The sequence below is a fragment of the Pseudogemmobacter hezensis genome (assembly GCF_013155295.1).
Taxonomy (GTDB): domain Bacteria; phylum Pseudomonadota; class Alphaproteobacteria; order Rhodobacterales; family Rhodobacteraceae; genus Pseudogemmobacter; species Pseudogemmobacter hezensis.
The window spans coordinates 1-25,000 of sequence record NZ_JABJXT010000003.1 but is presented as its reverse complement, the minus strand read 5'-3'; the positions used below and the strand labels follow the sequence as shown (position 1 = coordinate 25,000).

Sequence of the window (25,000 nt, the reverse complement as noted above, 5' to 3'; positions counted from 1 at the left end):
CCTGACGACCGAAACACTCTTCACGACAGAGGCAGACCACTTTGGGCGCCTATATTCTTCGACGGCTTTTTCTGGTGATCCCGACGCTGTTCGGCATCATGCTGATCAACTTCGCGCTGACCAATGTGGTGCCAGGCGGCCCGCTGGAGCAGATCGAGGCGCGGCTGCAGGGATCGGGCGATTCCGTCGCCGCGATCACCGGCGGCGGCGCTGATGCCGGAACGGGCGGCCCCGCAGGCGGCCAGGGCGACGGCAATTATACCGGCGCACGTGGCCTTTCGCCCGAATACCGCGCCCAGCTGGAGGCGCAATTCGGCTTTGCCCGCATCATCTGCGCCGACGGGTTCACCGGCAAGCCCGACATCCGCAACGCCGAATGCCACAAGGAAATGATCCCCTTCTGGGAGCGTTTCGGCACCATGATGTGGAACTATGCCCGCCTCGATTTCGGCGAAAGCTATTTCCGCAAGATCTCGGTCGTGGATCTGATCATCGAGAAGATGCCGGTCTCGATCACCCTGGGCCTGTGGTCAACGCTGATCGCCTATCTGATCTCGATCCCGCTGGGCATCCGCAAGGCGATGAAGGATGGCACGGCGTTTGACACCTGGACCTCTGGCATCATCATCGCGGCTTATTCGATTCCAGGCTTTCTCTTTGCGATCCTATTGATGGTGCTGTTTGCGGGCGGCAGCTATTGGCAGTGGTTCCCGCTGCGCGGCCTGACCTCTGACAATTTCGACAGCCTGTCCTGGTTCGGCAAGGTGAAAGACTACCTCTGGCACATCACCCTGCCCGTCACCGCGCAGCTGATCGCCAGCTTTGCCACGCTGACGCTTTTGACGAAAAACAGCTTCCTGGATGAGATCCGCAAGCAATATGTGATGACGGCCCGCGCCAAGGGTCTGTCGGAAAGCCGGGTGCTTTACGGCCATGTGTTCCGCAATGCGATGCTGATCGTGATCGCGGGCTTTCCGGCGCTGTTTCTGGGGGTATTCTTCGGCTCTTCGCTGATCATCGAGATGATCTTCACCCTCGATGGACTGGGGCTTCTGGGCTATCGCGCCGCGCTTGAGCGCGATTATGCGGTGATGTTCGGCACGCTGTTTGCGTTCGGGCTGATCGGCCTCGTGGTCGGGATCCTGTCGGATATCATGTATGTGCTGGTCGATCCGCGCATTGATTTTGAAAAGAGGGCGGGCTGATGGCACTTTCCGCGCTGAACCAGCGCCGCTGGCGCAATTTCAAGGCGAATAAGCGGGCCTGGTGGTCGCTGATCCTCTTTTCGGTGCTGTATATCCTGTCGCTGGGGGCAGAGCTGATCGCCAATGACCGCCCGATCCTGGTGCGCTATCAGGGCAGCTATTACACGCCCTTCCTGAAATTCTACCCCGAGCGGGCCTTCGGCGGCGATCTGCGGACCGAGGCCAATTACACCCTGCCCGATGTGGAATGTCTGATCCTGTCGGGCGGCAATGAGGAATGCTTCTATGAGGCCGAGACCCTGATCGCCGAGATCAAGGCCGATGGCACCGCCCTTGGCGAAGAGATCGAGCCGGGCTGGATCCTCTGGCCGCCGATCCCCTACAGCTATAACACCATCGTCAATACCGGCGGGCGCGCGCCCGGTGCCCCCTCAGCCCAGAACTGGCTGGGCACGGATGAGGCCTCACGCGATGTGCTGGCGCGGGTGATCTACGGCTTTCGCCTTTCGGTCACTTTCGCGCTGATCGTCACCGCGCTGAACGCGGTTTTCGGCATCGCGGCAGGCGCGATCCAGGGCTATTTCGGCGGCAAGACGGATCTGGTGTTCCAAAGGGTGATCGAGCTGTGGGGCTCGATCCCCTCGATCTATGTGATCATCATCCTGACCGCGATCTGGGCCAAGAGTTTCTGGCTGATGGTGGCGCTTTTGGTACTGTTTGGCTGGACGGCGCTGGTCGGCGTGGTCCGGGCCGAGTTTCTGCGGGCGCGGAATTTCGAATATATCCGCGCGGCCAAAGCCCTCGGCGTGCCCGATATCCAGATCATGTTCCGCCATATGCTCCCGAATGCGATGGTCGCCACGCTGACCATGCTGCCCTTCATGGTGACGGGCGCGATCGGCTCGCTGGCGATGCTGGACTATCTGGGCTTTGGCCTGCCGCTGTCCGCGCCCTCGCTGGGGCAACTGTCGCGCCAGGCCCAGGGCAATCTGCATGCCCCCCACCTGGCCTTTGTCGCCTTTTTCACCTTTGCCATCATGCTTACGCTTTTGATCTTCATCTTTGAGGGCATCCGCGACGCATTCGACCCCAGAAAGACCTTCAGATGAACCAGCTTGAGGTAAAGGATCTGCGCGTCAGCTTTGCCCAGGACGGGCGGCTGATCGAGGCGGTGAAGGGTGTCTCTTTCTCTGTCGCCCGCGGCGAGACGGTGGCGCTGGTCGGCGAAAGCGGATCGGGGAAATCGGTCACGGCGCTGTCGACGGTGCGGCTTTTGGCCGATAACGCCACCGTCTCTGGCACCATCTCCTGGCAGGGCCGCGACATCGCCAAACTGCCCGAGGCCGATCTGCGCCGGATGCGCGGCGATGATATCAGCTTCATCTTCCAGGAGCCGATGACCTCTCTGAACCCGCTGCACACCATCGGGCGGCAGATCACCGAAAGCCTTGAGTTGCATCAGGGCCTGCGCGGCGCCAAAGCGCGGGCGCGGGTGGTTGAACTGCTGACAAAGGTCGGCATCCGCGACCCCGAAAGCCGGCTGGACGCCTGGCCGCATCAGCTGTCGGGCGGGCAGCGCCAACGGGTGATGATCGCCATGGCGCTGGCCAATGGGCCGGAACTGCTGATCGCGGATGAGCCGACAACCGCGCTGGATGTGACGATCCAGGCCCAGATCCTTGAGCTGCTGGCCGATCTGAAACGATCCGAGGGCCTCAGCCTGCTGTTCATCACCCATGATCTGAACATCGTGCGCCGTATCGCCGACCGGGTCTGCGTCATGCAAAACGGGGTGATCGTTGAACAGGGCCCCGCACGAGAGGTTTTCGCCAACCCCCAGCACCCCTATACGAAAAAGCTGCTGGCCGCCGAGGCGGTGGGCAGCCCCGATCCGGTGCCACAGGCCGCGCCCCAGGTAGTAGCGGCCGACCAGCTGAAGGTCTGGTTTCCGATCACCAAAGGGTTTTTCAAACGCGTGGTCGGCCATGTGAAGGCGGTCAACAGCGCAACGATCAGCGTGCGCGCCGGCGAGACCCTGGGCATTGTCGGCGAAAGCGGCTCTGGCAAGACGACGCTGGCGCTGGCGCTGATGCGGCTGATCGGCTCTGAAGGGGCGGTCAGCTTCATGGGGCGCGATATCTCGGGGCTGAAAGGCGCGGCCCTGCGCGATCTGCGCCGCGATATGCAGATCGTCTTCCAGGACCCGTTCGGCAGCCTGTCGCCCCGGATGACCGCCGCGCAGATCATCGCCGAGGGCCTGGGCGTCCACGGGCTGGAGCCTGGTCGCAACCGCGATGAGATGGTGGCCGATATCATGCAAGAGGTCGGGCTGGATCCGGCGATGATGACCCGCTACCCGCATGAGTTTTCCGGCGGCCAGCGGCAGCGCATCGCCATTGCCCGCGCGATGATCCTGCGCCCGAAACTGGTGGTGCTGGACGAGCCGACCTCGGCGCTGGACATGACGGTCCAGGTGCAGATCGTTGAACTTTTGCGCAATCTGCAGCGCAAATGGGGGCTGGCCTATATCTTCATCAGCCATGACCTGCGCGTCATCCGCGCCATGTCGCATAAGGTGCTGGTGATGCGGGCGGGCGATGTAATCGAGGCGGGTGAGACCCGTCAGATCTTTGAAGCGCCCGAAACCGACTACACCCGCGCCCTGATGCAGGCGGCCTTTGGCGTGAAAGGGGCATGACGGTTTGAAAATCCTGTTTGTTCATCAGAATTTCCCCGGCCAGTTCCCCCATCTCGCACCCGAGCTGATGCGGCGCGGCCATGACTGCCGGGTGCTGACCGATCAGGTGAACCAACGCCAGACCGCGCTGAAAACCTGGCGCTATAAGTTCCAGCCCGCCATCGTCGACCCGGCGGTGACCCGGCTGGGCCGCAATTACACCGTCAATTCAGATCGCGGCGTGGTTGCCGCCCGCGCGGCCCTGACCATCCGCGACCGCGAGGGCTTCAGCCCCGATCTGATCATCGGCCATTCCGGCTGGGGCGAGACACTCTTTCTGAAAGAGGTCTGGCCCGAGGCAAAGCTGCTGGTCTATTCCGAATTCTACTATCGCGGCCTCGGCCAGGATGTGGGGTTCGACCCCGAATTCTCGCCCCCCAGCATCGACCAGGTGATGATCGCGCAGGGCCGCGCCGCCCATCTGGGGCAGGCGCTGCTGCACGCAGATCGCGGGCTTGCGCCGACGCAGTGGCAGGCCTCGACGCTGCCGCCCGTGCTGCGCGGCATGGTCGATGTGATCTTTGACGGCGTTGATACCGATGCCGTCCGCCCCGACCCGACGGCGCAGTTCACGCTGCCCTCGGGCCAGGTGCTAAAGGCGGGGGATGAGGTTCTGACATTCGTGAACCGCAACCTGGAGCCCTATCGCGGCTATCATGTTTTCATGCGGATGCTGCCGCAGCTGATGCGCGAGCGGCCAGAGGCCCAGGTGGTGCTGGTTGGCGGCAATGAGGTCAGCTATGGCGCGGCCCCAAAGGGCGAAAAGGGCTGGAAAGACCGCATCCTCAACGAGGTGCGCGACCAGCTTGACCTCAGCCGGGTGCATTTCACCGGCAAGCTGCCCTATCACGACTATCTCAGCCTGATGCAGGTCAGCCGGGCGCATGCCTATCTGACCTATCCTTTCGTGCTGTCCTGGTCGATGGTCGAGGCGATGGCGGCGGGGGCGCTGGTGATCGGCTCGCGCACAGCGCCCGTCGAAGAGATGATCCGCCATGGCGAGACCGGGCTGCTGGTTGATTTCTTTGACCAAAACGCCTGGGCGCGACAGCTGGCCGAATGCCTGGCCGAGCCAGAGCGCTTTGACGCGATCCGCGCCCGCGCCCGTGCCCAGGTGTTGGAAAAATACGACCTGAAGCGGGTCTGTCTGCCCGCCCAGGTCGCGCTGGTGGAAGGTATGGTGCCTTAGACCGCCGCCGAATGCTGCGCTTTGGCGCTGTCATATTCATCAAAGAACCGCGCAATCATCCGGGTCAGCGGGCGGCCCATCGGCGGGATGACCAGGTCGCCATTGCGCAGCTCTGCCATTTCGCCAAAGCGGGCGCGGGCCGCCTGGAACAGGCTGGCGATTTGCGCGGGCGTGTTGCCAAAACTTTGCTGCAACTCTGCGGCAGAGACGCGGAAATCGCACATCAGCGCCTCGATGATCCGGGCGCGCAACAGGTCTTCGCCCGCGAAAGCATGGCCTTTGGCGACTGAGAACCGCCCCTCACGAATCGCCTTTGTATAGGCGGCGGTGGCGGGCGCGTTTTGCGCATAGCCCTGGGGAAAGCGCGAGATCGACGAAGCCCCCAGCCCAACCAGCGCCACCGCGCGGTCATCGGTATAGCCCTGGAAATTGCGCCGCAGCTGCCCCGCCCTCCAGGCTTTTGACAGCCCATCTGAGGGCAGGGCGAAATGGTCGATGCCGATCTGATCATAGCCATCGGCGGCGAAAAGCGCCCGCGCCGTCTCATAAAGCGCCAGCCGCTCTTGCGGCGTCGGCAGGCTGTCGGATGGGATCAGCTGCTGGCGACGGCTCATCCAGGGCACATGCGCGTAGCCGTAAAGCGCCACCCGATCCGGCGAGAGCGAAAGCAGCTTTTGCACCGAATCAGCGATTCGGCTTTGGTCCTGAAAGGGCAGCCCATAAAGGATATCGGCGTTCAGACTGGTGATACCGCGCTCGCGCAGACCCTCGGATATGCGGCGCGTCAGCTCATAACTCTGGTCGCGGCCGATGGCTTTCTGGATCTCAGGATCGAAGTCCTGGACCCCGATCGAGGCCCGGTTCATCCCCGCCCGCGCCAGGGCATCAAGGCGGGCGTCATCGGCCTCATTGGGGTCGATCTCGACCGAGAACTCGGCCCCCTCGGCCATGGGTGTTACCTGGAAGATCGCATCCGTCAGGCGCAGGATCTCATCCGGGGGCAAAAGCGTGGGCGTGCCGCCGCCCCAATGCAGCCTGGAAAGTGTAATGTTTTTCGGCAGATACCGCTTAAGCAGAGCGATCTCATCGCGCAGGGTCTGTGCGTAGGCGATCACCGGATCTTCCGATTGGGTGCCCTGCGTGCGGCAGGCACAGAACCAGCACAACCTGCGGCAGAAAGGCACGTGCAGGTAAAGGGATATCTGCGCCCCCTCGGGGATCTGCCCCAGCCAGGAGGTGAACTGGCCCGCCCCGACGCCCTCATTGAAATGGGGGGCCGTCGGGTAAGAGGTATAGCGGGGCACTTTGGCGTCAAATAGCCCCAGCCGTTCGAGTTGCGCATTTGTATTCATACAACTACCCTTAGCCAGACAGCACCGGGCCTGCCTTGACGCAGATCAATGGGCTGCACGCCAGATCCAACGGCCCGTCCCTGGGGCAGAAGCCAGCAAAGAGGAGACCGCTGTGGACGCGATGCTGCAGGACAGACTGGTGCCGCATATGGAATGCGGCGGTTGTCCGATCCGCCACCGGGCGGTTTGTGCGCGTTGCGACAGCGAAGAGCTGGAGACGCTGGAAAAGCTGAAATATTATCGCCGCTTTGAGGCCGGCCAGACGGTGATCTGGTCGGGCGACCGGATGGATTTCGTGGCTTCGGTGATCTCGGGGATCGCCACCCTGACCCAGACGCTGGAAGACGGGCGCCGCCAGATGGTCGGGCTATTGCTGCCCTCGGATTTCGTGGGCCGACCGGGGCGGGCGATTGCCACCTATGACGTGACCGCGACCACCGATCTGGTGATGTGCTGTTTCCGCCGCAAACCCTTTGAAGAGATGCTGATCAAAACGCCGCATGTCGCGCAGCGTCTGCTGGAAATGACCCTGGACGAGCTGGACGCAGCCCGTGAATGGATGCTGCTTTTGGGGCGTAAAACGGCGCGGGAAAAGATCGCCTCGCTGCTGGCGATTGTCGCGCGGCGCGATGCCTCGCTCAACCTGCGCGAGACGGCCGGAAAAGCCTCGGTCGAGCTGCCGCTGACCCGCGAAGAGATGGCCGATTACCTGGGGCTGACGCTGGAAACCGTCAGCCGCCAGATCTCAGCGCTGAAGCGTGACGGGGTGATCCGCCTGCACGGCAAGCGCCTGATCGAAATCCCGGATTACCGCCGCCTACTGGAAGAGGCGGGCGACGATTCAGACGGCGGCATTCCGGCCTGAACGCCCGCGCCCCTCGCAGACCCATAGCCGGGCGGCCCCAGCCGGGCAGGCCGATAGCCGGGCGGCCATGAAAAACCGCCATGAAAAGGCGTGACAGCCCCGCGCCCCTCGCAGGCCCATAGCAGGCTCAGCCCGCGCCGTTGCGCAGGCGCTGTTCGATCAGCTGGGCCAGTTTGTTCATCTGCCCATCCAGCCGCCGCTGCGTGCGCCCTTTAACCAGCCGCAGCGACTGGATCAGCAGCCTGGCCGCCAGGGTCTTTGGCCGTATCTCAGCAGCAAGCGAAATCCGTGTCAGCCGGGGCGACAGTTCCAGCAGTTCCACCCGGATCCCGCCTGCAACCGAGGGGCTGTCGAGATCGAAATCCAGCGCCTGATTGACACTCATTTCAACGACACGCAGCAAAACCTTGCGGGGCTTGTTCTTATAGGCAAAGCGGATGCGCCAGCCCATGCCTGCACCAGGCGTGCGCAGGTGATCGACGCGCTCAACCTCGGCACCGCGCCGCACGGCCATCCGCTCATATTGCGGGAAATCGGTCAGCTGCTGCCAGACGAAATCAAGCGGTGCCTCGATATCCTTCTTCGCGCGAAAATTCATATATACACCCTGCCCGTCAATACTCTGTCCATCGGTCGTCTCAGCGGCGGCCCCCCTGCTGCGGCCCAGTTGCAGCCTGCTGGCAAATGCCTGCGCCCGAAACTGCCCCGAAAGACAGATCCCTTTGACAGGTAATGCCAAAAAGCACGGACAGACAATGCCCCGACCAAGCCCCGGCCAACAATACCCGCCCTGCGCCCGCCTGGCGCTACTGGCCCCTTGCCCCGGTTATACTGCCAGGGCTTTGGTGCGGTTTTGGGGCAGAGAGGCGGCAGCCGCAGGGCAATTCCCCCTGCATTCTAATCAATACCCGCGATCCGCAAGCCAGTTCTCGATCAGGTAGCGCGCGATCGAGCCTGCCCGGGGCGGGCGCACCTTCTCATGCGTACCATTGACCACCCGGACCATGTCTTCACGGCTTACCCAGAGCGCATCTTCCAGCTCGACCGGATCCAGGGTGATCGTCTCGCTTTCGGCCTCGGTATGGCAGCCCAGCATCAGCGAGGCCGGGAAGGGCCAGGGCTGGCTGGCCAGATAGCGCACCGGGCCGCAGATGACCCCGGTTTCTTCATGCACCTCGCGGCGGACGGCGGCCTCGACGGTCTCGCCCGGCTCGATAAAACCCGCAAGGGTGGAATACATGCCCTCGGGCCAGCCGGGGCTGCGGCCCAGCAAAAGATCATTGCCACGGGTGACCAGCATGATCACCACCGGATCGGTGCGCGGGAAATGCATGCGCTGGCATGAGGTGCATTTGCGATGCCAGCCGCCGCCACCTGGCTCTGACAGCTGGCCGCAGCTGGCGCAAAAGCGGTGGCCGCGATGCCATTCCAGCAAGGCGCGGGCGGTGGCCGCCATCTCGGCCTCATCGGGGTCAAGCGCTGCCATGATCTGGCGTAGCTCGATGAACTGGCGTCCGGCCGGGGCATGCGGATGCGGCTGCCGCCCGGCGTCGAATACCGTCTCGCCGGGGACGCCCTCTTCGGGTTGCCAGGCCGAAATGTCGGTCGCAAAGACCCCCCTGCCCTGCCAGAGGCCCAGAAACACGCGACCCGCCCCGCCCGCATCTGCCCCCGCCAGAATACGCGCGTCTGCGCTGACAAAGCCCAGCGACTGATCATCGGCCAGCACAAGCCCACGCCAGAGCGGCAGGATCAGCCCCTCGGCCCAAAGCGCGGCCAGCGCCGCAGGGTCTGCGCGAAGGGCATGGCCCCGGTCGCGCCCGGTGCCGCCAAATGTCACCATATCGGCCTGTTGCATGATCTGCTCCGCTGCTGCCGGTCCCTGGACCTGACCTGTTTCGCCCTGTGCTGCCGCAACCGCCTTGGCGGGGCCCGCCGGACGGCTTTGTTCAGACAGGTTTCGCATGTCGCCCTGGCTGCGAAAAGCCCCGGTCACCCGATAAAGCACGGTTCCTGCACGTAAATGCTTGCAGGAACCCTGCACCCATGACAACCTTAGGTTGATAATGATATTTTATTACTCTGCAGAAGAAGAATGACAGCACCGCCTCTTTTGATCCGGTTGGCGCCAGGGTGACGGCAGGAACCGACATCCGGCGTCAGAGCGATACGCTCTTTCAGGACGACGGACGGCCAGAGGGGTCTGGCCTTTTGCGGCTTATAGCAACCAGCGATCTGCATGGGCAGCTTTTGTCCTATGATTATTACGCGAACCGCAAACTGCCCGGCAGCGGTCTTGCCCGGATCGCCTGCCTGATCCGGCTGGCGCAAGAGGGGGCGCCCGCCTCGCTTTTGCTCGACAATGGGGATTTTCTGCAGGGCGGTGCGCTGACAGAGCCCGCGGCCTCGCGGCGCGGCAGGCGGATCCATCCGGCGATCCAGGCCTTCAACACCCTGGGCTATGATGCGGTGGCGCTTGGCAATCATGAGTTTGACTATGGCCTTTCCCGGCTGGCCGAGGCGACGGGGGCCGCGAACTTCCCGGTGCTGGCCACCAATGTGGTGACGGTGCAGGGGCTGTCTCCTTTGCATGACCAGCACCTGGTCAGCCCTGTGGCGCTGATCCCGCGCATGATCGCCTTGCCCGATGGCAGCCAGCGTCAGGTGACAATCGGCCTTTTGGGCCTGACCCCGCCCGAGACGATGCAATGGAATGCCCGCCATATCGACGACCGGCTCAACATCCGCGGGATGGAGGAAACCGCCCGCATCTGGGTGCCAGAGCTGCGGCGGCGCGGCGCCGATCTGGTGGTCTGTCTGGCCCATACCGGGATCGCGCAGCAAAGACCCCACTGGCTGGATGACGCTGACATAAATGACGCGCGGGCCGCCGCGATTGCCGCCTTGCCGGGCGTCGATGCGGTGATCGCCGGGCATAGCCACCTTGCCTTTCCCGACCAACAAATCCACGCAGATCCGCGCGTGGATGAAAAATCGGGCCATATCGCCGGGATCCCGGTTGTGCAGCCGGGGAATGAGGGCTCGCATCTGGGGGTGATCGACCTGTGGCTGCGCCCCGCCGATCAGGGCTGGCAGGTCGCCAGAAGCAAGGTGCATCTGATCAACGGCCCCGAGGCTGTCGCCGGAATGCCCGCCCGTGCAATCCGCGAGGCAGCCGCGCCTTTGACCACCGCCCTGGCCCAGGATCATGCCGCCGCCCTGTTTCGGATGCGCCAGCACCTTGGCACCGCGACAGAGCCGCTTTCGACCTGGTTTGCCAATATCGCCGACAGCCAGGCGCTGCGCCTGATCGGGCGCGCCACCACCTGGCACACCAGAAACCGCATCAGCAAGGGGCCGCTTTTTGGCGTGCCCATCGTGTCGCTGGTCTCTGCCTATCGCTCTGGCGGGCGGGGCGGGCCGCTGAATTACAGCGATATAGCAGCAGGCCCGATTTCCCTGCGTCATGTCTTTGGCCTCTATCCGTTCCCCAATACGCTGACCGCGCTTTTGACAACCGGGGCGGGGCTGGCGGCGCGTCTCGACATGGCCAGCGCGCTTTTCAACCGCATCACGCCCGGCCTGCAGGACCAGATGCTGATCAACCCCAGCATCCCGGCCTTCAGCTTTGAAACCGCCGTCGGGGCCTCTTACCGCATCGACCTGTCCTGCGAGCCCACAGTGCGCGGCATGCGCGGCGCCTCGGTTATGGGCGGGCGGATCCGCGATCTGCGCATCGATGGGCGTCGCATCGCATCAGACGATCCGGTGGTGCTGGTCACCAACAACCATGTCACCGATGACCCCAGACGCCCGGCGGGCCGAGTGGTGCTGGATGAGGGCAGGCTTTGCACCGATATCATCGCCGATTACATCCGCAAAACCAGAGAGATCACCCCCGACCTCAGCCCTGGCTGGCGCTTTGAGCCGATGCCCGGAACCTCTGTCCTTTTCGACAGCGGCAGCGGCGCAGAACTGCGCACCGCTTCGGCCAGCGCCCTGCGGCCCGAGGCCCTGGGGCTGATCCAGTCGGGCTTTTCGCGCTTTCGCCTGCATCTTTGATGGTGCAGGGTCGGGGCGGACCAATGGCCCGGCAAATGCCCCCATAAGGGCGATCGAAACGGCCATCAGAAAGGGCAGTCAATGTTTGACGCGGTATTTTTCGACCTGGATGGCACGCTGGTGGATACAGAGGCGCTGGCGCTGCGCTCTAACCTGCGGGTGTTTGCAGACCACGGCCATCCGGTGGATGCCGATTTCCTGCACAGCATGATCGGCAAGGATGAGCCATCCGTCACCCGCTGGCTGCAAGAGACCCTGCCGCATCTGGATGCTGCCAGGCTGCAAAGCGATCTGCACCGGGTCTTTTACGAGGATCTGGAGGCCGGGCTGGATCTGAAACCCGGGGCCCGGCAGCTGCTGGACAGCCTGCAGGTGCCTGCGGTGCTGGTGACCTCGTCCGGGCGCAAAGGGGCGCTGCGCAAGCTGGAACTGACCGGGATCCTGCCGGCCTTTGCCAGCCTGATCACCGTCGATGAAGTCACAAAGCCAAAGCCCGATCCGCAGCCCTATCTGATGGCGGCCGAAAGCCTGGGCCTGCCCCCGCAACGCTGCCTTGTGTTCGAGGACAGCGAGCCCGGGGCCGAGGCGGGCTATCGCGCCGGATGCACCGTGGTTCAGGTCAGGGATGTGCTGCCCCCCAGCGGCCGCTGGGCGCATCATACCGCCGATGACCTGCTGAGCGGCGCCCGCATGGCCGGCTTGCCTGTGTGATCTGATCCCCCCGCCCTGACGGCCCCGCCCCCGTCCCCGTCCCTTGGGCAGAGCCCCTCTTGCACCAAAGCGCAAGCGCGGCTATATCGACAGCCGAGAGGTTGGCGCGGGCGAGCGCCTCGCCAACCCGGTCAGGTCCGGAAGGAAGCAGCCGTAACGAGATCCGTTTGGGTCGTTGTCCAGCCTCTCACCTTTTCCCTGTATAGCATGTTGAAAAGCACGGAACCCTTGGTTTCCAATATCCTCTGCTGCAGATCCTGCCGCAAACGGGCCCTGAAGCGGGCTTGAAATACCTTCGGCATGATCAGGGTTGCGGGCAATCCCTGCATCGGGCTCAATCAGGCAGCCCTCCGAACAACATCCTGGCGGCGGATGATTTCGGTCCTGATCGTATTCACCTGCATCATAGGCGAAATATCGGCGGTGCTTTTCTTGCGGCAGCCTGATGGCTGCCCTTGTCACGCAGCGGGCCTTGTTCAGCCAGATGACGGACAGACAGCCAGATGACGGGCAGGCAGACGGCGGGCAGGCAGAAGCTGGTTGTTCTAAATCGGCCCGCACGCGGGGGTATCGCAGCACTCTGCGCGAACCCCGCGTTTTTCGCGCATCTGCAGGGCTGAGGAACCAGCCCAGGCTCCTGGGCCCAGCGCGGTTTTCGCAGCGAATGCCTGCCACAAAACCATTGCAGGCGGGACTTCCCTGGCGCGAAAGCTCCGGCGGGGTTTGCATTGGCGGCTCTGATCGGCGCAGGCTATGCTTTGCGCAAAGCATCACGCCAGGAGACCCCCGCCCTGGCGCGACCCCTCTGATCACAGCCCGGGAGGCGCGAATGGAACCGCAGGCGCAGGACGCCGCCTCGTCAGGCCTGATACCCGGGCGGGTGCCAGAGCTGGTTATTCTCGACTGTGACGGCGTTCTGATCGACAGCGAGATCATCAGCGCCCGGATGCTGGTCCAGGAGCTGGCAGAGCATGGGGTTCAGATTGACCTTGCCTACGTGGCGCGGCATTTCCTGGGGCGCAGCTATCCGACCGTAATCGCCGAGATCCGCCGCGATTTCGGGGTTACCCTGCCCGATGGTTTCGAAGAGGACTACCGCAACCGCCTGCTGGACGCCTTTAAACGCGGGCTGCAGATCATGCCTGGCGTCCGGGATATGCTGGACGCGCTGGATGTGCCGGTCTGCGTCGCAACCTCGTCCAGCCCGCGCCGGGTCGAGATGTCGCTGCGTCTGGTGGACCTGTGGAAGCGACTTGGCCCCGTCACCTTTACCGCCCATGAGGTGGCCCATGGCAAACCCGCGCCCGATCTGTTCCTGCATGCGGCGGCCCGAATGGGGGCCAACCCTGCCGCCTGTCTTGTGATCGAGGACAGCCTGCCTGGCATTCGCGCCGGGCTGGCGGCAGGCATGACGGTCTGGCGCTTTACCGGCGGCAGTCATATGGGAACAGACACCCCGCCCGAGCCGGATGACGCCAGGCCCCACCTTCGTTTTGCCGATTTCAACAGCTTTTATACGCTGGCCCCCGCCCTGAGGACGCCCAGATGAGCCGAGCCGAGCCTGAAACCACCCCACAGGATGATGCCGCCCGCGCGGGCTGGCTGTATTATGTCGGCGGCATGACCCAGGACCAGATCGCAACCGAGCTGGGCATTTCGCGTCAGCGGGCGCAGCGCCTGGTGACCCGCGCCATGGCCGAGGGGCTGATCCATGTGCGCCTTAACCACCGGCTGCAAAGCTGCCTGGACCTTGAAAGCGAATTGCGCAACCGCTTTGGCCTGATCCGCTGCCGGGTGATGCCCTCGCTGGGCCAGGGCGGCGATCCGGTTGCAACCGTCGCCAGCGCCGCCGCCGCCGAGCTGGAGCGTTTCCTGCGCCAGAGCGAGCCGCTGGTCATCGCTCTGGGCACCGGGCGGGCGATGCGCGGCATGGTTGATGCCCTGACCCCGATGGCCGCGATGCAGCATCGCATCGTCTCGCTGATCGGCAATATCTCCCCTGACGGATCGGCCAGCTTTTTCGACGTGGTCATGCGCATCGCCGATAAGGTGCGCGCGCCGCATTACCCGATGCCGGTGCCGGTGATCAGCCCGACGCCCGAAGAGAACGCCGCCTTCCACGCTCTGCCCCCGGTGCGCCGGGTGGTTGATCTGGCGCGCAATGCCGATGTGGTCTTTGTCGGCGTCGGGCAGATGTCCGAGGATGCGCCCCTGCTGACCGATGGCTTTTTCACCCGCAGTGAGCTGGAAGAGATGTGGGCGGCAGGCGCGGCGGGCGAGGTGGCCGGCTGGGTCTATGATTCGAGCGGATCCTACCTCGATGTCGGCACCAACCGGCGCACCGGCGGCGTGCCTGTGGCCCCGGGGCTGGCGCGGCCCGCGGTGGGAGTTGCCGCAGGTGCAACCAAGGTGAACGCGATCCGCGCTGCGCTTAAATCCCGCATTATCAACATCCTGATCACCGACGAGACCACCGCCACCGCCGTCCTTTCGCAAAGCTGAGGCCCCCAGGGTCTTTGCACCTGCGGCAAAGGATAGGGCTTGACGGATCATATGATTGCGTGAGTATTTGACCATAGTGCGATTAAATGCTCACTCATTTCTCTGATGTTTCTCTGGGAGGAGATCCATGAAAATCACGCTTCGTGCGCTGTTTGGCGCAACGGCTGCGCTTGCGCTGACTGGCGCGGCCATGGCCGACACCACCATCACGGTCGCCACCGTCAACAATGGCGACATGATCCGCATGCAGGGTCTGATGGATGATTTTTATGCCAAACACCCCGATATCAAAGTCGAGTGGGTGACGCTGGAAGAGAACGTCCTGCGCCAGAATGTCACCACCGACATCGCCACCAATGGCGGCCAGTTCGACGTGATGACCATCGGCACCTATGAGGTTCCGATCTGGGGCAAGCAGGGCTGGCTGGTCAGCCTGAACGATCTGCCGGCCGAATATGACGCCGATGACCTCTTGCCCGCCATTCGCGGCGGCCTGACGGTTGATGGCAATCTGATGGCCTCGCCCTTCTACGGCGAAAGCTCGATGGTGATGTATCGCAAGGATCTGATGGAGAAGGCCGGGCTGACCATGCCCGACGCCCCCACCTGGGCCGAGATCGAGACCGCCGCTGCCGCCATGACCGACAAAAGCGCCGGGATCTATGGCATCTGTCTGCGCGGCAAGGCGGGCTGGGGCGAGAATATCGCCTTCCTCAGCGCGATGGCCAATTCCTACGGCGCACGCTGGTTTGATGAGGCCTGGGTGCCGCAATTCGATCAGCCGGAATGGAAGGCGACGCTGGATTCCTACCTGCATCTGATGAACAACTACGGCCCGCCCGGGGCCTCGAACAATGGGTTCAACGAAAACCTGACCCTGTTCCAGCAAGGCAAATGCGGCATGTGGATTGATGCCACCGTCGCCGCCAGCTTTGTAACCGGGGCGGATTCCACGGTGGCGGCGGATGTGGGCTTTGCGCTGGCACCCGACAATGGCCTTGGCAAGCGTGGCAACTGGCTTTGGGCCTGGACGCTGGCAATCCCGTCGTCCAGCCAGAAGCAGGACGCGGCCAAGACCTTCATCAACTGGGCGACGAACAAGGACTATCTGGCGCTGGTGGCCTCGCGTGAGGGGTGGGCCAATGTGCCGCCCGGCACCCGCACCTCGCTTTATGAGAATGCCGAATACGCAAAGCTGCCCTTTGCGAAGATGACGCTCGATTCGATCAATGCCGCGGACCCCACCAATCCCAGCGTAAAGCCCGTGCCCTATGTCGGCGTGCAATTCGTGGCGATCCCCGAGTTCCAGGGCCTTGGCACCTCGGTCGGAGAGCTGTTCTCGGCCGCGCTGGCAGGCACCAGGACCGCTGATCAGGCCCTCAGCGCGGCCCAGTCGCTGGTTACCGATGAAATGGAAGCCTCGGGCTACATTCAGTAACAAAGCCGGCAGCCCGGGCCCTTGCTTTCGGGCCAGACCCGGGCCGCCTTTTCTGACCCTGCACCGGGGATGGCTGGCCTCCTCTCTCTGGCCATCTCTCTCTCGCCCCGCACAGCCGGGACGCGCAAAGATCGTGCAGGCCAGAAAGCACCGGGCGGGCGCCTTATCCGCCCGCCCGACGCCCCCCAACCGCACGCCCATCCGGGCCTGATGCTGCCAGATCCGCACCCGCCGTCACCGCCTTAACGATAGCCGTCTTTTATGTTCCCCGGCCTGACGCGCCCCGATCCCGGAGATTTGCCCATGTCCACGCAATCGACCCGATTGGCCTCCCGGCTGATGGTTGCGCCCTCGGTCCTCTTGCTGCTGGTCTGGATGATCGTGCCGCTGGCGATGACGCTTTACTTCTCGTTCCGCTTTTACCGATTGCTGTCACCGGATCGCACTGGCTGGGTTGGGATCAACAATTACACCTGGTTCTTCCGCGCCCCCGATTTCTGGCTGGCGATGTTCAACACCCTGGCGCTGGTGGGCGGGGTTCTGATCATCACCGTCGTGCTGGGCACCCTGATCGCGCTCTTGATCGACCAGCCGGTCAAGGGCCAGGGCGTGCTGCGCATCCTGGTGATCGCGCCCTTCTTCGTGATGCCCCCGGTTGCGGCCTCGATCTGGGAAAACCTGTTCATGCATCCGCAAAACGGGCTTTTCGCCGCCGCCTCAAAGGCGCTTGGCTATGATCCGATCCTGTTTTTGGAACATTACCCGCTGCTTTCCGTGATTGGCATCGTCTCATGGGAGTGGCTGCCCTTTGCCACCCTGATCCTGCTGACCGCCATGCAATCGCTGTCCTCCGAACAGCTTGAGGCCGCCGAGATGGACGGAGCCCCCGCCTTCGCCCGCTTTCGCTATATCGTGCTGCCGCATCTGACGCGGGCGATTACCGTCGTGATCCTGATCCAGACCATCTTCCTGCTGGGCATCTTTGGCGAGATCTACACCACCACCCAGGGCGGGCCGGGATCAGCCTCGACCACGCTGCCCTATATGATCTTCAAACAGGCCATCGTTGCCAAAGACATCGGTCGCGCAGCGGCTGGCGGCATCATCGCCGTGGTTCTGGCCAATATCATCGCCTTTTTCCTGATGCGCGGCATGGGCCGCCATCTCGACAACTGAGCCGGAGGAACAGTCATGGCCCGTGCCGTCTCACCCAGCCGCAAATTCTGGACCACGCTTGCCGCCTGGTCGGTCGCGCTGGTGATCTTCTTTCCCGTATTCTGGATGGTCCTGACCAGCTTCAAGACCGAGGCCTCTGCCGTCGCCACGCCGCCGCAGCTTTTCTCGGCCGAATGGACGCTGGCCAATTACCAGGATGTCTGGGCGCGCTCTGACTATCCGCGGTTTTTCTGGAACTCGGTGGTGATCGCGCTTGGCTCGACGCTGCTGGGGCTGGCGATTGCGATCCCGGCGGCCTGGTCGATGGCCTTTGTGCCCGGAAAGCGCACCAAAGACCTGCTGATGTGGATGCTGTCGACCAAGATGATGCCCGCCGTGGCGGTGATGGTGCCGCTTTATCTGGTGTTCCAGAAACTGGGGCTGTTTGACACCCGCATCGGCCTTGTGCTGGCGCTGATGCTGATGAATCTGCCGATCATCATCTGGATGCTTTACACCTATTTCCGCGAAATCCCCGGCGAGATCCTTGAGGCCGCGCGGATGGACGGCGCCAGCCTGTGGAATGAGATCATCTATGTGCTGACGCCGATGGCCGTGCCCGGCATCGCCTCGACGCTGCTGCTGAACGTGATCCTGGCCTGGAATGAGGCCTTCTGGACCATCACCCTGACCACCACCAAAGCCGCGCCGCTTTCGGCCTTTATCGCCAGTTTCTCGGCGCCCCAGGGGCTTTTCTACGCAAAACTCTCGGCCGCCTCGACCATGGCGATTGCGCCGATCCTGATCCTTGGCTGGTTCAGCCAGAAGCAACTCGTCCGCGGCCTGACCTTTGGCGCGGTGAAGTGAGGTAAATGATGGGACAGATTACACTTTCGTCCGTGACCAAAAGCTTTGGCGAGGTCAATGTCATCCCGCCGCTTGATCTGCAGATCAATGATGGTGAGTTCGTGGTCTTTGTCGGCCCCTCGGGCTGCGGGAAATCCACCCTGCTGCGGCTGATCGCCGGGCTGGAAGACATCTCTTCGGGCCAGATCATCATCGACGGCACCGATGCAACCCATGCGCCACCCGCGCAGCGCGGGCTGGCGATGGTCTTTCAGAGCTACGCGCTTTACCCGCATATGACGGTGCGCAAAAACATCGCTTTCCCGCTGAAAATGGCGAAAGTCCCGCAGGCAGAGCAGGATCGCAAGGTCGAGAATGCCGCCCGCATCCTGAACCTTGGCAGCTATCTTGACCGCCGCCCCGGCCAGTTGTCGGGCGGCCAGCGCCAGCGGGTGGCCATCGGCCGCGCCATCGTGCGCGAGCCTGCGGCGTTCCTGTTCGACGAGCCGCTGTCAAACCTGGATGCGGCGCTGCGCGTCACCATGCGCCAGGAGATCAGCGAGCTGCACCAGTCGCTGAAAACCACGATGATCTATGTCACCCATGACCAGGTCGAGGCGATGACCATGGCCGATAAGATCGTGGTCCTGAATGCCGGGCGGATCGAGCAGGTCGGCGCACCGCTGGAGCTCTATACAAAGCCGCGCAACCTTTTCGTGGCGGGCTTTATCGGCAGCCCGAAGATGAATTTCATCACCGGCCCCGAGGCGCAAAAGCACGGCTGCCATACGCTCGGCATCCGCCCCGAACATATCGAGGTCTCAGCCGAGGGCCCCTGGAGCGGCACGATCGGCCTGGCCGAGCATCTGGGGTCGGACACCTTCCTCAAGGTCAGCTCAGACCTGGGCGAGCTGACCGTCCGCGTGCCCGGCGAGCGTGGCCTGCATCACGGGCAGACGATCCGCATGGGGGCGCCCGCTGACAAGCTTTATCGCTTTGACCAGAACGGGCTGGCCCTGTGATCCGCCCGCCTGCATCCGCAACGGATGCAGGCGATCCCGCCAGTATCAGACCGGGCTTTGCCGCAACAGCGGCGGCCTGACCTCAAACGCAGCAGATGACATCACCGCCCGGCGCTTTCGCGCGGACGGCGGCAACCGGATGGCCTGACATGACCTTTTCGCTTCCCCTTTACGACCGCAACCGGCTGACGCCGGGCATCGTCCATATCGGCCTTGGCAATTTCCACCGCGCCCATATGGCGGTCTATCTGGACGACCTGTTCAACATGGGCCTTGGGCATGACTGGGCGATCCTTGGGGCCGGAGTGCGCGCCCCCGATGCGCTGATGCGCGACGCGCTGCTGGCGCAGGACTGCCTTTCAACCGTGATAGAGCTGGACCCGGCAGGCAAAACCGCCCGTCGCATCGGCGCAATGATCGACTTCCTTCCGGTCGAGCCCGGCAATGCGGCGCTGATCGCCGCGATGGCCCGCCCTGAGATCCGCATCGTCTCTTTGACGGTGACCGAGGGCGGCTATTTCATCGACGCCGCCACCGGGCGCTTTGACGCGAATGCCGCCGCGATCAGGGCCGATGCCGCCAATCCGGCCCGGCCCGAAACCGCCTTCGGTGCCATTATCGCCGCGCTGAAGCTGCGCCGCGCCGCAGGCACGCCCCCTTTCACCGTCATGAGCTGTGACAACCTGCCCGGCAATGGGGCCGTCACCCGCGCAACGGTGACCGGGCTGGCCCGGCTTTCAGACCCGGATCTTGCCGCCTGGATCGATGCGAATGTGGCCTTCCCCAACGCGATGGTCGACCGCATCACCCCGGCCACCGGCCCGCGCGAGCGCAGCATGGCCGCAGCCTTCGGGCTGGCCGATGACCCGGTTCCCGTCACCTGCGAGCCCTTCCGCCAATGGGTGATCGAGGACAATTTCCCAGCCGCTCGCCCGCCGCTTGAGAAGGTCGGCGTCACCTTCAGCGACCAGGTCCATGCCTATGAGATGATGAAGATCCGCATCCTGAACGGGGGGCACGCGGTTATCGCCTATCCGGGCGGGCTGATGGATATCGAATATGCGCATGAGGCGATGGCAAACCCGCTGATCTCGGCCTTCCTGGACCGGGTCGAGGCCGAAGAGATCATCCCCTATGTGCCCCCGGTGCCAGATACCGATATCGGCGCCTATTATCAGCTGATCCGGCAGCGCTTTTCCAATCCTGAAGTGGCCGATACCGAAAGACGGCTGTGCTTTGACGGCTCGAACCGGCAGCCGAAGTTCATCGTGCCATCGGTCCGGGATGCACTGGCGGCGGGTGGCCCGACCGAAGGCCTGGCGCTGGTTTCCGCGCTGTGGTGCCGTTACTGCGCCGGAACCACCGACAGCGGTGCCCTGATTGCGCCGAACGATCCCAATTGGGACCGTCTGACCGTTTTGGCCAAAGAGGCCCGCACAGCGCCGGAGAAGTGGCTCGCGCAGCCGGAAATCTATGGCGATCTCGCCCGCGCGGCCCCCTTTGCAAATGCCTTTGATCGCTGGCTGCGCCTTTTGTGGGCCGAAGGGACCGAAGCCAGCCTGCGCAAATATCTGGGCTGAGCCGGGGGGATAGATGCAAATCTGAGGCCCTGCCCGACAGATGCCCTATACCAAAACAGCTGGGCATATTTCCCGCTTCAGACTGCATTGGCAGGGGTTCAGCACTGACAGGAGAACATCCTTAATTATCATCAACTTATCCGCGCAATTCAGGGTCACATTGCTGTGGGATCGGCCCTGACAGCTTGCCTGCCTGCGGCAGATATGTCAGCCTGGCGCGGTGTTGATATGGTGCTGAAAAGGTAGATGATTATGAAAATCCGTCCCGGCCTCGCAATGGCGGTTTCCGCGCTGGCTGTAATGCTAAGCGCCCCCGTGCAGGCGGCAGATATTATTGTCACCAATGCTACTCTTTTCGATGGCACGGGCAGTGATCCCGTTAAGAACGCCAATATCATCATCGAGGATGGCCGCATTAAGGGCGTTGAGATCGGCGACACCTCTGAAACGGCGACGCTTGTTATTGACGCGGGCGGCAAAACGGTGATGCCCGGTCTGATCAATGCCCATTTCCATCTTTTCTTTGATTTCTATTCTTCTCCACCCGTAAATCCGGCCACCAGCGACGAAACCGCAGAGGCCTATATCCGGGACGTAATGCCCGGCCGGCTGCAAAGCCATCTGGAACAGGGTATTACCTCACTCTTTTCGCCCATCGATTACGCACCGCATATTTTTAATTTGCGCGACCAGGTCGCATCCGGAGAGATTTCCGGGCCACGTCTTTTCATCTCAGGCCCAATTCTGATGCATTCGGGAAATCATTACGCCTGCAGCGGGGATACCGATGCTGCCAAAGCGTGGTGCAATGAGCGGATCTCTCTTCCCATCGACACCCCGGATCAGGCACGTGCGTCGGTACAAAAGCTGGTCAGTGACGGTGCGGATGTTCTGGTGTTTGACGCAGTAAGCAATCAGGAAACGCTGCAAAAAGACGCGTTTTCAGCGATGATCGACGAGGCGCACCGGCTGGGCAAGCGCATTGTCTCACACAACCTGGATGCGCGGGACGTGCCATTCATGCTTGAGGCAGGGATCGACGGCTTTATTCACGCCCCCAGCCTGTTCCGTGACACCGACGGAACGCTTTTGACAGAAGCGGGAAAACGCGGCCTGCCACTGCCCGCGACCCTTGGTTTTTATCAGCGTTACATCGCAGAAGGACATGCGAACAGCGCTGACATTGAAGAATATGAGACCCAAAAGCACAATATCGAACTGATGTATGCTGCCGGGGCCACCCCTCTTTTCGCCTCGGACATGCCAGGCCTGCCTGCACCTGAGGTTGTTCCCACGGTCACCGGGGTGATGAGCGGCCTGGGCCTGGACAATAAGACCATCCTTTTGTCTGCAACCCGTAATGTTGCGCGTAATTTGCTTGGGCGCGACGACCTTGGCACGATCGAGCCTGGTCAAATTGCCGATTTGATTCTGGTAGATGGCGATCCGCTGACGGATCTTGCCGCGCTTACCCGCGTTGAAGTCGTGATCAAAGATGGAAGCCTGGCGGTCGACAAACGGTGATCCGTCACTGAGGCTGGATCAGCCGGCAGAGCGCCCGGAACGAGATTACAGATGCTGTTTGCAAGGCCAGGCTACGCGGATTAACGCGCGGCCTGACGAATTGCACGGCAAGCTCTGAAACCCTGCGCCCGCCTTTCAAAGCCTTCAGCGTCACGCGGGGGGGGCTTGAAACCTGCCATGGGCCCGGCGTGTCCTCATGTTCTGATCTCTTCGTCCCTGAATACCTGCGAACGTCAGATCGTGGCTTCCGTCACGGCCTGCGGATCGGGGAAAAGCTCACTTCTGGCAGGTCCACCCAGGGCGCACCGACCCGTGCACCCCGGAAAATACCATCCGGAACCAGTCGATGGTCCGCAGGCTTACGCCCGTTCAGATGCCGGACAGCCAGAATGAACCCCTCACAGGATGCCCATTCGTCGTTGGTCATCAGGCCGTGCGCCAGGATCGCCTTTCATAAAGGGCCAATCCCGAACCACAGCCGAACGCGCAGAGGGTCTTCTTCGCCAACCCGACCTAGTAATTACGCAGGTCATATCCTGCCCGGCGCAGACAGTCGGCCGGGAAAAGCTGATCGCGCTGGCCAAAGATGCTGGCCTGAAGGGCGCAATTATGGGGCAGATTGCCGCGAATGCCGTAATTGCGCATGCAGCTGGCGGAATACCAGCGAAACCCACCATCGCGCCCTTCGATTTGCACGGCGCAGACCGAGGGAACCCGGACCTTGTCACGGCTCCAGTTTGGCTGATCCCATCCTTTGTTTCCCCAGGCTCCGCCGCCCCGATCATCTCTTTTGATAAATCCGCCGGATTTCGGCTCGGGCGGCAGCTCAATCACCTCGCCATGACCGTTGCGGCGCGGCGACTCGGCCTTTGAGGGCAGCGGCATGAACATTGAAATCGCAAAGGCAAAAGCGACCAGCGCCGCGATGATACCAGGTTTGCCTGTGCGGCGAGCCGGACGCTGGCTGCCAAAGTCGAAATCCGCGCCAGCCGCATCGCGGTGGGGCGCGCCTGTGGTCTTTGAGCCTGTGGTCCGGTCTGACTGCATGAATGCCTCCTGGGCGGGTCTTTTTGTTTGCAAAGCGCGCGCGGCAGGTGCCGATTGGATAATGCCTGGATCAGCCGCCTGGCGTCGGGCCTGCTGCCGCGCAGTCCGGATCAGAACGATGGTCACAGAGTCACACAATAGCAGGGCCAGGCCATGGCATAACATTGGCCTGGATTTGCGTTGATAGCAGATAACAAAGTGCTGAAACCTTTCCGGTTATTGTATATCCAGGCGGTTTTCCGCAGATTGCTGGTATAAACAGAACCCCGAAAACGGGACGGGAAAATAGGACGGGCAGTTATCCGTCGATGGAGTCGGAGATGATCAAGACCACGCTTGCCGCCTTAGTGGCGCTGGCCCTGGCAGGGCCCGCCGCCGCCGAGTGCTATGCCGATTACAAGGCAAAAAAGGATGATCCTTTGCAGCTGCATTACGGTGTGGCACGGGTCTCAGAGGCAAATTGCTCCCCCGGCGCGGCCGGGGCCGAGCTGAGGCCGCGCCTGGCCGCCGATGGCTGGACGCTTCTTAATGTTCTGACAACTTTCGGACCGGAAGGCCTGAATGAAAGGAAAGCAAATGCCGGGGCCTGGTTCCTTCGTTACTGACAGTCTGAGGCAGGGCAACCGGGTTGTGGCCTATGGCATCGCGGCGATCGTGCTGATCCTGTTCGCGGCGGCGCTGCTTTTGTTCCTGAACCTGCCCGATGCCAATGCCTTTAACGCGCGGGTCGAGCGGATCTTCGTCGAGAATGACGATCTGCGCTCGGGTGCTGAGATCAAACTGCTGGAGATCCTGGCAGGCTCTGGCACGACATTTTCCGAGGTGCTGAGCAGCTATCGGATGGTGATATTCGTCTTACTGGTGTTTTCCTCGGCCCTGCTGGTGGCGGCTTTGGTGTTTCTGGTGATGATCATCGTGCTGAACCGCCGGATCGGGGCGATCCAGCGCTCGGGGATCCAGGTGTCGTCGCTGATGATCTCGCGCGAGGCGCGGGCCGTTTACATCAATGACCTCGAATTTACCCTGACCGATGCGGCGCTTGAAACGCTTTCCGTGCTGGCCGAGGCCCGGATGGATGATGAAATGCTGACCGGGGCGCAGATCGAGGCGGTGATATCCGGGCGTCCCGAGGCCGATTGCGAAGAGGCCGCCGGCGCAACCCGGATAAAGCGGCTGCGCGACACGCTTGGCAATCAGCTGGTCAGTGAGCTGCTGGTGAAAACAGTGGCAAGGCGCGGCTATATGCTGGCGGTCGGCAAAGAGACGATACGCATGATTTAGGGGGATTGTTCATACTTTGGGCATATAGCGCGGAAACGATCATTCTCTTGCCTTTTGAAAGGCTTAATCGCGCGGCATCTGCTGTGTCGATCCCCAACGTGGCCCCGATGAAAAAACTGATCCTGACCCTCGTCTCTTTCGCCCTGTTTACCCTTATTGGCGGCACTTTAATGTTGCTGGGCCCCAGGCTGACAGGCTTTGCGCCACCAGCGACGGCACTGGCGACCGGGGGGGGCCATACGCCACTGCCGCCGGCAGAGCTGAATGAGATGCTGGCGCCGCAGCTGAATGCTCCGCGCCTGACCGCCCAGCCCGCGGCGCCTGGCCCGGGGGTTGAGCAGCATGTGCTGGAACTAACAGGTCGCTGAAATAGTCAGTGCTCGACCTGCGGCGCGGAACATGATTCACCCCGAGCAGTTAGGCGGGGTGGTGAAGATGCGTGGAACGGACGAGGCGAGCGGATCGCTGTTCAGCTATGTCGACC

Annotated in this window: 23 protein-coding genes and 1 other RNA gene; 19 read left to right on the top strand and 5 right to left on the bottom strand. The window is 62.7% G+C overall.

Annotated features, from left to right (window positions below):
• Nucleotides 1-41 precede the first annotated feature (41 nt).
• Genes HOY34_RS04025 through HOY34_RS04010 form a run of 4 tightly spaced genes read left to right on the top strand, consistent with a single transcriptional unit; the run spans nt 42 to nt 5,131 of the window.
• A complete protein-coding gene (locus tag HOY34_RS04025) occupies nt 42-1,205 on the top strand; it encodes a microcin C ABC transporter permease YejB (protein WP_172360083.1) in 1,164 nt (387 codons plus the stop codon).
• The gene (locus HOY34_RS04020; protein ID WP_172360081.1) at nt 1,205-2,314 is read left to right on the top strand and encodes an ABC transporter permease; all 1,110 of its coding nucleotides are present in this window, start codon (nt 1,205-1,207) and stop codon (nt 2,312-2,314) included. Before HOY34_RS04025 ends, HOY34_RS04020 begins: the two co-directional genes overlap by 1 nt.
• Nucleotides 2,311-3,903, top strand: coding sequence for an ABC transporter ATP-binding protein (locus tag HOY34_RS04015; RefSeq protein WP_172360079.1), 1,593 nt, complete (start codon nt 2,311-2,313; stop codon nt 3,901-3,903). The genes HOY34_RS04020 and HOY34_RS04015 overlap by 4 nt, the downstream gene beginning before the upstream one ends.
• 4 nt (nt 3,904-3,907) lie before the next feature.
• Nucleotides 3,908-5,131 carry a glycosyltransferase gene (locus tag HOY34_RS04010; protein WP_172360077.1) on the top strand — a complete coding sequence of 408 codons (1,224 nt, stop codon included), beginning with the start codon at nt 3,908-3,910 and terminating at the stop codon, nt 5,129-5,131.
• Here the strand turns inward: HOY34_RS04010 and hemN are convergent.
• Nucleotides 5,128-6,483, bottom strand: coding sequence for an oxygen-independent coproporphyrinogen III oxidase (gene hemN / locus HOY34_RS04005; protein WP_172360075.1), 1,356 nt, complete (start codon nt 6,481-6,483; stop codon nt 5,128-5,130). The two genes, HOY34_RS04010 and hemN, sit on opposite strands and share 4 nt — an antisense overlap.
• Nucleotides 6,484-6,604: 121 nt before the next feature.
• Here hemN and fnrL point away from each other — a divergent pair, with 121 nt between their 5' ends.
• Nucleotides 6,605-7,348 carry a transcriptional regulator FnrL gene (fnrL, locus tag HOY34_RS04000; protein WP_172360657.1) on the top strand — a complete coding sequence of 248 codons (744 nt, stop codon included), beginning with the start codon at nt 6,605-6,607 and terminating at the stop codon, nt 7,346-7,348.
• A gap of 127 nt (nt 7,349-7,475) precedes the next feature.
• On the opposite strand, the gene HOY34_RS03995 is transcribed toward fnrL, so the two are convergent.
• Together HOY34_RS03995 and nudC are read right to left on the bottom strand one after the other, a co-directional pair.
• Complete coding sequence (locus HOY34_RS03995; RefSeq protein WP_172360073.1) at nt 7,476-7,946, bottom strand: SRPBCC family protein; 471 nt, start codon at nt 7,944-7,946, stop codon at nt 7,476-7,478.
• Nucleotides 7,947-8,249: 303 nt separating this feature from the next.
• Nucleotides 8,250-9,206 carry an NAD(+) diphosphatase gene (gene nudC, locus HOY34_RS03990; RefSeq protein WP_172360071.1) on the bottom strand — a complete coding sequence of 319 codons (957 nt, stop codon included), beginning with the start codon at nt 9,204-9,206 and terminating at the stop codon, nt 8,250-8,252.
• Nucleotides 9,207-9,481: 275 nt separating this feature from the next.
• Here nudC and HOY34_RS03985 point away from each other — a divergent pair, with 275 nt between their 5' ends.
• The 11 genes from HOY34_RS03985 to HOY34_RS03935 all read left to right on the top strand — a co-directional run bounded on the left by HOY34_RS03985 (nt 9,482) and on the right by HOY34_RS03935 (nt 22,188).
• Nucleotides 9,482-11,410: a metallophosphoesterase gene (locus HOY34_RS03985; RefSeq protein WP_172360069.1), complete on the top strand. Its 1,929-nt coding sequence runs from the start codon at nt 9,482-9,484 to the stop codon at nt 11,408-11,410.
• A gap of 81 nt (nt 11,411-11,491) precedes the next feature.
• The gene (locus HOY34_RS03980) at nt 11,492-12,121 is read left to right on the top strand and encodes an HAD family hydrolase (RefSeq protein WP_172360067.1); all 630 of its coding nucleotides are present in this window, start codon (nt 11,492-11,494) and stop codon (nt 12,119-12,121) included.
• A 95-nt stretch (nt 12,122-12,216) separates the two neighbouring features.
• An RNA gene (gene ffs / locus HOY34_RS03975) (signal recognition particle sRNA small type) lies at nt 12,217-12,313 on the top strand.
• A 637-nt stretch (nt 12,314-12,950) separates the two neighbouring features.
• Nucleotides 12,951-13,670 carry an HAD family hydrolase gene (locus HOY34_RS03970; protein WP_172360065.1) on the top strand — a complete coding sequence of 240 codons (720 nt, stop codon included), beginning with the start codon at nt 12,951-12,953 and terminating at the stop codon, nt 13,668-13,670.
• Nucleotides 13,667-14,623 carry a sugar-binding transcriptional regulator gene (locus HOY34_RS03965; protein WP_172360063.1) on the top strand — a complete coding sequence of 319 codons (957 nt, stop codon included), beginning with the start codon at nt 13,667-13,669 and terminating at the stop codon, nt 14,621-14,623. Before HOY34_RS03970 ends, HOY34_RS03965 begins: the two co-directional genes overlap by 4 nt.
• Nucleotides 14,624-14,750: 127 nt before the next feature.
• A complete protein-coding gene (locus HOY34_RS03960; RefSeq protein ID WP_172360061.1) occupies nt 14,751-16,061 on the top strand; it encodes an ABC transporter substrate-binding protein in 1,311 nt (436 codons plus the stop codon).
• Nucleotides 16,062-16,364: 303 nt separating this feature from the next.
• Entirely contained in the window at nt 16,365-17,237 is an 873-nt protein-coding gene (locus HOY34_RS03955) for a carbohydrate ABC transporter permease (protein WP_172360059.1), read from the top strand.
• A 15-nt stretch (nt 17,238-17,252) separates the two neighbouring features.
• Nucleotides 17,253-18,083, top strand: coding sequence for a carbohydrate ABC transporter permease (locus HOY34_RS03950; RefSeq protein WP_172360057.1), 831 nt, complete (start codon nt 17,253-17,255; stop codon nt 18,081-18,083).
• Nucleotides 18,084-18,091: 8 nt separating this feature from the next.
• The gene (locus HOY34_RS03945) at nt 18,092-19,084 is read left to right on the top strand and encodes an ABC transporter ATP-binding protein (protein ID WP_172360655.1); all 993 of its coding nucleotides are present in this window, start codon (nt 18,092-18,094) and stop codon (nt 19,082-19,084) included.
• Nucleotides 19,085-19,233: 149 nt separating this feature from the next.
• A complete protein-coding gene (locus HOY34_RS03940; RefSeq protein ID WP_172360055.1) occupies nt 19,234-20,664 on the top strand; it encodes a mannitol dehydrogenase family protein in 1,431 nt (476 codons plus the stop codon).
• 246 nt (nt 20,665-20,910) lie between these two features.
• Nucleotides 20,911-22,188, top strand: coding sequence for an amidohydrolase family protein (locus HOY34_RS03935; protein ID WP_172360053.1), 1,278 nt, complete (start codon nt 20,911-20,913; stop codon nt 22,186-22,188).
• A 250-nt stretch (nt 22,189-22,438) separates the two neighbouring features.
• Here HOY34_RS03935 and HOY34_RS03930 read toward each other — a convergent pair whose 3' ends face one another.
• Together HOY34_RS03930 and HOY34_RS03925 are read right to left on the bottom strand one after the other, a co-directional pair.
• Complete coding sequence (locus HOY34_RS03930) at nt 22,439-22,615, bottom strand: transposase (RefSeq protein WP_301538880.1); 177 nt, start codon at nt 22,613-22,615, stop codon at nt 22,439-22,441.
• 86 nt (nt 22,616-22,701) lie between these two features.
• Nucleotides 22,702-23,235 carry a hypothetical protein gene (locus tag HOY34_RS03925; RefSeq protein ID WP_172360051.1) on the bottom strand — a complete coding sequence of 178 codons (534 nt, stop codon included), beginning with the start codon at nt 23,233-23,235 and terminating at the stop codon, nt 22,702-22,704.
• A gap of 320 nt (nt 23,236-23,555) precedes the next feature.
• Between HOY34_RS03925 and HOY34_RS03920 the strand changes: the two genes are divergently transcribed.
• The 3 genes from HOY34_RS03920 (at nt 23,556) to HOY34_RS03910 (ending at nt 24,884) form a co-directional block, all read left to right on the top strand.
• The gene (locus tag HOY34_RS03920) at nt 23,556-23,840 is read left to right on the top strand and encodes a hypothetical protein (RefSeq protein WP_253944201.1); all 285 of its coding nucleotides are present in this window, start codon (nt 23,556-23,558) and stop codon (nt 23,838-23,840) included.
• A complete protein-coding gene (locus HOY34_RS03915; RefSeq protein WP_172360653.1) occupies nt 23,812-24,516 on the top strand; it encodes a winged helix-turn-helix domain-containing protein in 705 nt (234 codons plus the stop codon). Before HOY34_RS03920 ends, HOY34_RS03915 begins: the two co-directional genes overlap by 29 nt.
• Before the next feature lie 107 nt (nt 24,517-24,623).
• Nucleotides 24,624-24,884 (top strand): hypothetical protein, encoded by a 261-nt coding sequence (locus HOY34_RS03910; protein ID WP_172360047.1) that lies wholly within the window; start codon nt 24,624-24,626, stop codon nt 24,882-24,884.
• Nucleotides 24,885-25,000 lie beyond the last annotated feature (116 nt).